The organism is Psychromonas sp., assembly GCF_983033635.1.
Genome location: NZ_CEZLMY010000111.1, coordinates 1 through 10,406, shown reverse-complemented (window position 1 = coordinate 10,406; position 10,406 = coordinate 1). Strand labels below are relative to the sequence as shown.

General features: G+C 37.8%; 11 protein-coding genes. 3 read left to right on the top strand and 8 right to left on the bottom strand.

All coding sequences use genetic code 11. The features are described 5' to 3' along the window. The 7 genes from AC4GME_RS13230 to rfaD form a co-directional block, all read right to left on the bottom strand. On the bottom strand, window positions 1–870 hold an 870-nt coding region (locus AC4GME_RS13230; protein ID WP_490379555.1), incomplete at its 3' end, for a glycosyltransferase family 52. A gap of 23 nt (window positions 871–893) precedes the next feature. Then, the gene (locus AC4GME_RS13225) at window positions 894–1,976 is read right to left on the bottom strand and encodes a glycosyltransferase family 4 protein (RefSeq protein ID WP_490378436.1); all 1,083 of its coding nucleotides are present in this window, start codon (window positions 1,974–1,976) and stop codon (window positions 894–896) included. 50 nt (window positions 1,977–2,026) lie between these two features. Beyond that, window positions 2,027–2,800 carry a glycosyltransferase family 2 protein gene (locus AC4GME_RS13220; RefSeq protein WP_490379554.1) on the bottom strand — a complete coding sequence of 258 codons (774 nt, stop codon included), beginning with the start codon at window positions 2,798–2,800 and terminating at the stop codon, window positions 2,027–2,029. After that, complete coding sequence (locus AC4GME_RS13215) at window positions 2,797–3,513, bottom strand: O-antigen ligase family protein (protein WP_490379553.1); 717 nt, start codon at window positions 3,511–3,513, stop codon at window positions 2,797–2,799. The genes AC4GME_RS13220 and AC4GME_RS13215 overlap by 4 nt, the downstream gene beginning before the upstream one ends. 50 nt (window positions 3,514–3,563) lie before the next feature. After that, window positions 3,564–4,697 carry an O-antigen ligase family protein gene (locus AC4GME_RS13210; RefSeq protein ID WP_490379552.1) on the bottom strand — a complete coding sequence of 378 codons (1,134 nt, stop codon included), beginning with the start codon at window positions 4,695–4,697 and terminating at the stop codon, window positions 3,564–3,566. 88 nt (window positions 4,698–4,785) lie between these two features. Continuing rightward, window positions 4,786–5,526 (bottom strand): glycosyltransferase family 25 protein, encoded by a 741-nt coding sequence (locus AC4GME_RS13205; RefSeq protein ID WP_490379551.1) that lies wholly within the window; start codon window positions 5,524–5,526, stop codon window positions 4,786–4,788. Between the two features lie 10 nt (window positions 5,527–5,536). Further along, on the bottom strand, window positions 5,537–6,472 hold the full coding sequence (gene rfaD / locus AC4GME_RS13200) for an ADP-glyceromanno-heptose 6-epimerase (protein WP_490379550.1): 936 nt from the start codon (window positions 6,470–6,472) through the stop codon (window positions 5,537–5,539). A gap of 490 nt (window positions 6,473–6,962) precedes the next feature. Between rfaD and glpE the strand changes: the two genes are divergently transcribed. Together glpE and AC4GME_RS13190 are read left to right on the top strand one after the other, a co-directional pair. Next, window positions 6,963–7,274 carry a thiosulfate sulfurtransferase GlpE gene (glpE, locus tag AC4GME_RS13195; protein ID WP_490379549.1) on the top strand — a complete coding sequence of 104 codons (312 nt, stop codon included), beginning with the start codon at window positions 6,963–6,965 and terminating at the stop codon, window positions 7,272–7,274. A gap of 21 nt (window positions 7,275–7,295) precedes the next feature. Then, window positions 7,296–7,646: a DUF6572 domain-containing protein gene (locus AC4GME_RS13190; RefSeq protein WP_490379548.1), complete on the top strand. Its 351-nt coding sequence runs from the start codon at window positions 7,296–7,298 to the stop codon at window positions 7,644–7,646. Between the two features lie 26 nt (window positions 7,647–7,672). Here the strand turns inward: AC4GME_RS13190 and AC4GME_RS13185 are convergent, their stop codons facing one another. Continuing rightward, the gene (locus AC4GME_RS13185; RefSeq protein ID WP_490379547.1) at window positions 7,673–8,944 is read right to left on the bottom strand and encodes a chloride channel protein; all 1,272 of its coding nucleotides are present in this window, start codon (window positions 8,942–8,944) and stop codon (window positions 7,673–7,675) included. A 234-nt stretch (window positions 8,945–9,178) separates the two neighbouring features. Between AC4GME_RS13185 and AC4GME_RS13180 the strand changes: the two genes are divergently transcribed. Next, a partial coding sequence (locus tag AC4GME_RS13180; protein WP_490379546.1) for a transketolase family protein occupies window positions 9,179–10,406 on the top strand: 1,228 nt, incomplete at its 3' end.

Here is a 10,406-nt window from a genome sequence, read left to right as displayed (position 1 = left end):
GAAAATGACAAGTTCCAAAGGCAGCTTACTTTTTATTAAAGGGATATCCGGTAGTAGCTCTTGGTAGCGGCTAATATCTTCACTTGGATGTGGTTTGATAGCGATTGATATTTTATTTTTTAGACAGCTTGCGATGATTTTTTGATAAATTTTCATGTCAATATGGGTATGAACAAGAGGTTGGGTAGCTAAAATACAACCGTAATTTGCGCTTTCAGATATTTTGAAAAAGGCTGTGCAGTAGTTATTGATGTTTTCTTTTTTAATAAAATTAATTTCTTGTACTTTTGAACGTAAAGCCGCGGGTGCTTTTTCTGGGTTAATTAAATAGATGGCTTTACAGCGTTTATCATCTCCAAAATAACGTATTTCTTTTTTATTGGAACTAAAAAAGGCAGCGACTTTTTCTACTGTTTTTAATTTAATACCTCCATAATTGGCTAACCCTTCTTCAATTAAAGTATATTCACAAAAAGCCAGTCTAAACAAACGTGACATTCTATTTCTGTCATTAAATAAAAACAGCTTTCTGCTATTCAAATCACTCTGATTTAAGCCTAAATTGAAATACTTATTAAATAATTGAACTGCTATTGTATTTTGCTGTTGGTGCGTAGTTGTAACATTAAAGTTGGCCATTAACTTTCTGATTTTTCCGCTTATGCCGCTGTACAATGTCTTTCTTATTTGCTGACGAAGTACAAACTGTACTTTTATGTGATCAGGTAAAGCGTTTATATCAAATTGTAGTGCATCGATATTTTGCTGATCGCAAATCATAAAAATAGTATGTGTATCGTTTGCTTCATCCAAAGCCTTTAATACAGAAAATAAAAGGTGGCGTACAGTAGAGCAGAGATAGATATTCATAAATACAGTCATCCTTAAAGGAATTATTTTTGCTTTATTAATTTGGAAAAGTAGCTCAAATGCTGTTTAACGGTTTCTTTAGAGCTAAAGTAGTTCTCCAGTCGTTGTTGCGCTTTCAGACCCATCTCAATACATTTTGCTTTGCTGCTAATCAGTTTGTTCATCGCATCGGCAAAGGCTTTAGCATTGTTGGTTTCAACGATATAACCCGTTTCCCCATCAACAACAAGCTCCGGAGAGCCGCCAGTAGTGGTGACAACTGAAGTGCTGCCATTAGCCATCGCTTCAATGATTGTTCTTGGCAAACCTTCTCCACTGATGGATGGCTGAACTTGAAAGTCAGCCATGGTCATCAAAGAGGGGATATCTGTTCTGTGGCCAATATAATGAATGCGCTTTGCCATGGGGCTTGCTTTTATCTCATCAAAGTGAGGCTCATAACCGCTGCCAGCAAGAATAAGATGAAAGTTGGGGTTATCTATAAAATGTGTAGCTTGTAGCAGTACAGAGATCCCTTTACTTGGACGAACATGGGTCGCACAAACTGCAATAATATTTTTTTCAGATAAATTAAATTCCGCGCGTGCAGTCGGCGCCACTTTATACCAATCTAGTTGATGACCTTTGTAGATAGTCACTACATTTTGCTTTTTTTTCCAAACACGTTTGACCACATCTTTTTGTACTGCATTTGATACACATATGATGCCGTCTACTCTTGGGTGGAGTTGAGTTAAATAGGCACTTGGATCATGGCGGTATAATCCTCCCGTTGTACCTCGGTAAGCAATTAATTTAACTTTTGTGCCGATACAGGCAAAGGCTGCATTGGGGATGGTTTTTGAGTTAAAGGCATAGCAGATGTCATAATGACCTTGCTTTAACTCTTTATGTAACGTTTTAATCGTTTGAATACAGACTTTTTTAGTCGGATAAAGCTCAATAACTTTCAAACCACACTCAATAAAGCGAGGGATGTATTCAGCCCCTGGTTGAGTGGCAATGGTGACTTGATGGCCTTGCTTGACCATCTCGACAAACATTTCAGCCTCAGGACGAACACTGTTCCAAGCGTGTAAATATGAGCTACAAACGAGAATTTTCATTTTTTTCCAATTATTAAGTGTTTAGCCGATTTGTAATGAACTATCTTCACCTATTCTTTATTACTTTTTTTATATTTTAGAAAAAGATATTTATTAAAGGTGTATTGCATTTGAATCACTGAAATAACAAAACCAAGTTTGCCATCCAAAAAACCTGCACGCAGAAAATAGTGTCGCATAAAAGCAACCAATGCTGAAAGTACCGCTTGTGAGAGGCTGGTTTTTTTATTCTTTAGAAACTTATCACAAGCGCCTGCTTCAGCATAACTATTGCGTTTGCTTATGTATAGATATAAATCATCATATTGATAATGCAATAGTTTATGCTTAAGTTTGACATTATGTGCGCCTTTGCAGGAGATCGATTCATGCACCGGTTTGTCGTTGTAACCAAAATATTTACGGTTATACAGGCGATTGATGTAATCAGGATGCCAGCCACTGTGATAAATAAATTGCCCACATAGGTTAGTAAGGCGATTAACCATAAACACGGTCTTTTCATCTGCATTTTTCAGAGCATCGAGTATTTCATGGTGTAGTTCTGGTGTGACTTCTTCATCACAATCAATCGCTAAAATCCAATCATGGCTAGCTAATTTTTCTGCGCGTTGTTTTTGTTTTCCAAAACCGGGCCAATCACTACGAATAAAAATTTTATCGGTATATTTTTGAGCAATCTCAAGGGTTGCATCGCAGCTTCCCGAATCAACGATAATAATTTCATCGGCCCAGTCAACAGATTTTAAGCAGCGCTCGATATTCTTTTCTTCATTTTTACAAATAATGCAAACAGATATTTTTTTATTTATCAATGTATTCAAAGTGTAACCTTGATTTTGTGTGGGGTTGGTTTTTGATTTTTATCATATAACAGCGAATAAAAAATTATAACAAACATTAGATATTGCAACATTCCGAAATGATGATTGATGTGGTTTTGAGTAAGGCCATAACCCATAACAAGGGTGATATGCACAACTCCTAACTGAGAAAAAACATTATTTTTGATATTTCCTCTACGCAGAACAAAAAAGGCCGGAGCTAAAAAGAAGATCAAAGTAAGAAAACCGATAATACCTTTAATGGATAGCTCTTCAATAAAACTATTATGCAATCGGCTGAACTTGAGCACGACCGGTTCGATCTTATTGTTATCGACTAATTCCTGCTTAAAACGTTGTCGGTTTTGATAACCAATACCACCTACCCTTTGGGGCTGTTGCGTCAAATAAGCTGAAGGATCATGGCGATATAAACCGCCCGTTGTGCCGCGATAGGCGACTAACTTTTCTTTTGTGCCGATACAGGCAAAAGCTGCATTGGGAATTGTTTTAGAGTTAAATGCATAGCAAATATCAATAGTATTTTCTTTTAGAGTGTTATGAACTTTTTTTATGGTTTTAATACATATTTTTTTACTAGGGTAGCAATCAATGACTTTAACACCCTGCTTTATGAACCGTTCAACATACTCTGCATCACCTTGGGTCATTACGGTAACATTGTGCCCCTGCTTAACAAATTCAATAAACATTTCCGCCTCTGGGCGGACACTGTTCCATGCGCTTTGATAAGAGCTGCAAATTAGAATGTTGATGATGTTTCTCGCTTTATTAGCGGCGCAGGGGCTGCGTATAATGCAATATACATAACTATAAAATAGAATGTTATCGGTTGGGCATGTTGAAATGGAACGTCAGTTAAACTGGCGATAAGAAAGATCAAAAGTACCCAAATAGCGGGGCGTTTATATTGGTTTTCAACTTTTAAATAATAGTAGATTGGCAGGAAAATAGAAAAGAGTAAGAGTAACAAACCGATAACCCCATATTTAACCAACTCATTTAAAAACTGATTATGGTAATGGGAATAATGAATAATAGAAGAGGATATAATACCTTGCTCAGCCAGCTCTTTTTTATATGCTATATGTTTATCACCTACCCCTATAATGGGGGACTCAGTACTTAAATAAAGTGCGGCTTTCCACATCTGTAAGCGCATTCCAATTGAGGTGTTTAAATTGGCAGCAGAAATTTGCTTCGTCTCAGATATCGTTTGCTCTATGCGTTGCGTAATCTTATCGGAAGCTAAATAGGTCGGGATAGCAGTGACCAGTATAAGCGGTATCAATAATAAAATAGATTTTTTATTATTGATAAATGATTTAATTACTAGCAGTAGTATTGCAACGCTTAATGCAAGCCAAAGCCCTCGAGCTTGAGAGTAAAAAATAGGGAGTAACGTTGTAATAAATGCTATTAGCCATAACGCTCGTTGCTTGAAAGAGTTGCTGTGCAGTAAAAAGTAGAGAGACATAATTGCTATTGAACAAATAAATGTCGCATAAGGTAAAGGGTTGATAGTCCACGTGCGGCCATAATTATCATAAACAAGCATTTGAATTAACAAGTATATTAAGGACGTTGCAGCCCCCGTAAGGGTTAATGATTTCAGCTCTATTTTAGAATTTAACTGCGCGGGCAGAATAGAAAAATAGACAAATAGTGACACAAAAGCTCTTAATTGGCTGGCGCTGTAACCGTAATAGCTATCTGCTAGGATGGCAAATATCGATGACGCAGCTAATAACCAAATAAACTTATTATTTTTTAAGTTGTCTTTTATATGGTTAATACCGTATTTGTATAGTGATGTTATCGCTGCAATGAGGACAATTGCCACCATCGCTTTTTTACCATTGGGGTATAAAAACATTCCAGTAAAAGTCCAATAAATGGGCAGCAGTATTATGGTATCAAAAAAATGTGATTTAATGTTTTTATCTATATTTATCATGGCAGGCTTATTTTCTTTTTCTGGCGATTATAAAGGTCAAATTTTCAAATTTTGCTCTTGTTCTTTCATAGGTTCGGAAGCTTTCTATAATGATTTTGTGCCAAAATTGTAACCCTTTTTTATTTTTACGAGAAGAACCAATAGTTGATACGATGTCGCTTCTTTCAACGATATTGGGCTTAAAGCTGCACACCGAAACGCCGTGTCGCCAACTTTTTTCTATATAGTGATCTACAGGCTCAAGAAAGGGCATCGCACCTTGCATCAGTTTATTTGCCGCATGTGGCGTAAGTAAATAACTTTGGGTACCACAAGTCCGTCTTTTATAAGAAACAATACTGATTGCCTCGTTAATATTCTCTAAAGTAGTAAATTTTTTGGGGAATAAAGAGCAAAGTTTAATAAGTGGGTACTTCTTGACTAATTCGTTAAAAGAGCTGTAGAGCTCAATAAAAGAGGTGTTTAGTTGAAAGCTATCTTCAAAGATTAAAATAGGCTCATTTAATTCAACACACTTTCCCCATAGACATAGGTGACTGGCAAAGCAGGCTAATTCACTTTCAAGAAGTTGATAACCAAAACGTAATTTTGTTTGCTTTGGAGCTCTTCGTTCTGAATATTTAAAGTTGGGTGTAGAGGAGTCAATTGCGTCGAAAAATTCAAATACAATGCCTGCATTATCCAGTTGTTTTTTAATTTCTCTTCTACGCTCAGTTGAGCGAACAAGACTAATTACAAATGCTTTCATTTTCGAGTACTCACTGATTAAGCCAAACCATATATTCAGCAGTGCCTTGTGCAACTGTTTTGAACTCTCCATCATAACCCGCCGCTCTTAACTTAGTTAAATCAGCTTCAGTAAAACTCTGGTAACGACCGTTTAAATGGTCAGGAAAAGGGATGCGTTCAATTTGTCCTTTCTGGTGATATTTTACTACTGCTTTTCCCACTTCAAGGAAAGATTCAGCTTGACCTGTGCCGAGATTAAAAACACCTGAAATATTGTTGTCAAAAAACCATAAATTAACTTTGCAGACATCACTGACATAAACAAAATCACGCTTATGCTCGCCTTTAAAAAGTTTGGCATTTTCACCGGCATTAAGCTGGTTATTTAGGTGAAATGCAACGCTTGCCATGCTGCCTTTATGTTGTTCACGCGGACCGTATACATTGAAATAACGGAAACCAACGATTTGCGGTAACGTTTCATTATGCTCTTGGGCATCATCCCAAATTCGTCGCACATATTGGTCGAACTGAAATTTAGAGTAACCGTAAACATTTAAAGGTTTTTCGTATTTTAGTTCTTCTTTAAATGTGTCATTGCCACCGTAAGTGGCGGCTGATGATGCATATAAGAAGGGAATATCGCGCTCAATACAGTAATGAAGTAGATCTTTTGAATATTCATAATTGTTTTCCATCATGAACTTACCGTCCCACTCAGTGGTTGCAGAGCATGCCCCTTCATGGAAAATAGCTTCAACATCACCAAAATCTTGACCGGAAACGATTTGCGTGATGAATTCACCTTTATCCATGTAATCCATTATTTGCAAATCAACTAGGTTGACGAATTTTGTACCGTCAGTCAGATCATCGACAACAAGAATATCTGTGATTCCACGTTCATTAAGGGATTTGACGATATTACTGCCGATAAAACCAGCTCCACCTGTAACTATAAACATGTTTTCACCTCTAAATGGAAATAAAATTTAATGTAAAATAAGTAATCAAATTAGTATCATCATAACATGCAATTATTTAAAGTGGCATAGCAACTTATGCCTGTAACACCAATACTTAAGGGGTGTTGATCTTTCAAGGTTGTTTTTACAGCTGTTTGTTGGTTATTTCTACAAGGTAGAGCCTAAACAGGCGATAATCCAGTAGAAATTGTCAACAAACGCCGCCCTTGTAGATTGAACAAAATTCAACCAGTGAAAATTGACAAACTGGCGTTATTCGTGAGCTAGAGATAAATAAATTCTCCCCATGATAAGCAAATAGAGATAGCTGTTTTCATCTTTTTTACCTTAAATTCGCTATTAATAGCAAGCGACGGCTTACTACTATTAATTTTCCCGGCGCAATTTTAAATATGTAAATGAAATGTTGCATAAATTTGATGAGGTTTGCTAAATTGAGTGTACAGGCTATTTTTGATAAGGAAATATTATGCCAACCTTCCAGATAATTAATGCTTATGATGCTAAGCAGCGCTCAATAAAAGAAAAAGTGCAAATGGTTGATATCCGGGATGATCATGCTTATAAAAGCGATCATATTGAAGATTCTTTCCACCTCTCCGATGCCACTCTTGCTCAATTTATGAAAAAGGTCGATCTGAACACGCCAGTGTTTGTTATCTGTTATCATGGCAATAGCAGTAAAGGTGTCGCACAGTATCTGTGTGACCAAGGTTATCTGGATGTTTATAGTGTTGAAGGTGGCATGGCGAGTTGGCGACTTGTCCACCCTCATGGATAATAAAATTAAAAAGGCAAAGCAATGAGTGTAATTGAAACTGATAGTATCGATGCTATCGGGGTGGAAAAAGAAGCGCAGCGTGTATTTTTAACTGTTATTGATTCACTGGTTTGGGATGCTGATAATGTGCATCTTTATACCCTTCAAGAAAAAATTAATACTTATATCTACTTCATCGAATCAGGAGAGCTACTAAAAGCTTTGCCCGATAGTAAAGGTTTTGATATTGCCATTGAGTTGATTTTAAAGCATATGCCAAGCGACCAAGCGATCACTTTTTTTGATAAAACCACACAAATCTTATTAGATAAAGGCATTATTTTCGTGTTCGGACCAAATAGAGAGACTGGTTACGCAGAACAGCAAAGTTAATTGATTTTTAACGCTCGAAGAAAAGGTCATAAAGGCGACGTCAGTCGCTTTTTTCTTAATGACGGGCTGTTACGAAAAATGACATTCTGCCTGGCGAGTAACAACTCAATTAAATTATTCTGCTTGCTAATGCGTTGGTGGATATAATAAGCGCTATAACTTGCGAAAAGACAAGGCAGTAACAGGCTAATCTCATTAGTACTTTCTAAAACAAAAAGTATCCCCGCCAATGGTACATGTAATACTGCGCCTAAGAGTGCGCCCATGCCTACAATAATAAACATCTGACTGTCCGGGAAATTAAACAGCAGGCTAAAAATAGCGCCCGTTAATGCACCTAAAATCAAACTGGGCCCCAATGCACCGCCGGGGACGGCTAAGGCGATCACAGCTGCTGAACTAATAAAGCGGACAATTAACCAAACAATTAACCAAACAGTTATCAATGAGATTGTCAGAGGTTCATAAAGTAGTTTTTGCAGTAGTTCATAACCTAAACCAATGGTTTCTGGCGCCCCCCATGAGAGCAGTGATGTTATCAGGCCCGCTAAAGCTAATTTTTTCCAATAATTAATGCGTAATTTTTGTGTTAAAAAATTAATCACGTTTAAAAAAGAGGAGGAGATCAATCCACAGAGAGTGCCAAATAACATCATTTTAATTAGCAATAAAATGGATAAAGAGAAAGGTACTACCTCAATGATAAAGGGGGAAATGTCTAGTTGATGTGCAAACCATTGAGCAAACAAAGTTGCGGTGGAGACTAACAGTAGTGTACGCCATCTAAATTGACGGATAATTGTCTCATAAGTAAATAAGATCGCCATTAAAGGGGCATCTAGCATAACGGTAATAGCAACCGCACTGCCGCATGCCGTTAAAACCCGTAAAGTATGGGAGCGAACCATAAAAAGTTGTCCGACTAAATTAGCGCTTCCTGCACCTATATGTACAGCAGGGCCTATTGCCCCAATTGTAAAACCCATCAATAAAGCGATACTGGCGGTTAAAAATTGAAATAAAAGATTTAAGAAAGGTAAACGGCCAAGGCCGATATGAAACTCTAAAACAACATGTGGCAGGCCTGATTTTAAATGTCTGGCGAACAGATAAAACAGTATTATTAATAAAACAGTGCCGAGCAGAGGGGCGACAACAACATGGCTTGACAGCGTAATGCTCAGATATAGAGGGTGATATACGATATAGCGAAAGCTATAAACAACCACTACACTAAAACAGCTACTTAATATCACCAAAGGTAATAGTTTACTAATGGTGTAATTTGGAAAACTCATTATTTTGTCTGTCTGTTGATTGGGATTTTAAATAAAGATAGGACACAATTGAGTAAACTCACTGTGATTTAACCAGTGAGATAGAAAATGAGAAGAAATTTGTGAAAATATGTGACGAATTTTTATCTTTTTCATTGCCAGTGCCCCAGATCATTTGGGATAATCCCGCCCGTATGTTTGACACTAATCAATTTTCAGCAATTGAACTTAACTAAACCTAATCAGGAGAAACAGATGCCTTCTCGTCAAGAGCTAGCGAACGCAATTCGTGCCCTTAGTATGGATGCCATTCAAAAATCAAATTCAGGTCACCCTGGAGCACCAATGGGGATGGCGGATATCGCCGAAGTCCTTTGGCGTGATTTCTTAAAACATAATCCAACTAATCCAGAATGGGCTGATCGAGACCGTTTTATTCTGTCTAATGGCCATGGTTCAATGTTGATCTACTCTCTATTACATTTAACAGGTTACGATCTGTCAATTGATGATATTAAGTCTTTCCGTCAACTGCATTCTAAAACACCAGGCCACCCAGAGCTTGGCTATACGCCTGGTATTGAAACAACTACTGGCCCATTAGGCCAAGGTGTTACTAACGCTGTTGGTATGGCTATTGCTGAAAAATCATTAGCGGCGCAGTTTAACCGTGAAGGTCACGATATTGTTGACCATTACACTTACACTTTCTTAGGCGATGGTTGTCTAATGGAAGGTATCTCGCATGAAGCATGTTCACTAGCTGGCACATTAGGTCTGGGCAAACTGATTGCATTCTGGGATGACAACGGCATCTCAATCGACGGTGAAGTTGAAGGTTGGTTTACAGATAATACACAACAACGTTTCGAAGCATACGGTTGGCATGTGATTTCTGTTGACGGTCATAACAGTGAAGAGATTAAAGCGGCAATTATCGCTGCAAAAGCTGAAACAACTAAACCGACGATGATCTGTTGTAAAACAATTATCGGTTTTGGTTCACCGGCTAAGCAAGGTACACACGACTGTCACGGTGCACCACTAGGTGCTGATGAAATTATCGCAACACGTAAAGCATTAGGCTGGAACTACGGTGATTTTGAAATCCCAGCTGATATCTATGCGGGTTGGGATAATAAAGCTCAAGGTCAAGCCGTTGAAGCATCTTGGGATGAGAAGTTTGCAGCTTATGCCGCAGCTTTTCCTGAACTTGCTGCTGAATATAAACGCCGCATTAATAACGAGTTCCCAAGCGAGTGGGCTGAAAAATCAAGCGCGTATATCGAAGAGTTACAAGCTAATTCTGCGAATATAGCAACACGTAAAGCATCACAAAACTGTATCGAAACATTTGGCGCAATGTTACCAGAACTGTTAGGCGGCTCTGCGGATTTAGCACCATCTAACTTAACGATGTGGTCTGGCACTAAAGCAATCTCTGCTGATGATGCATCTGGTAACTACCTGCATTACGGTGTAC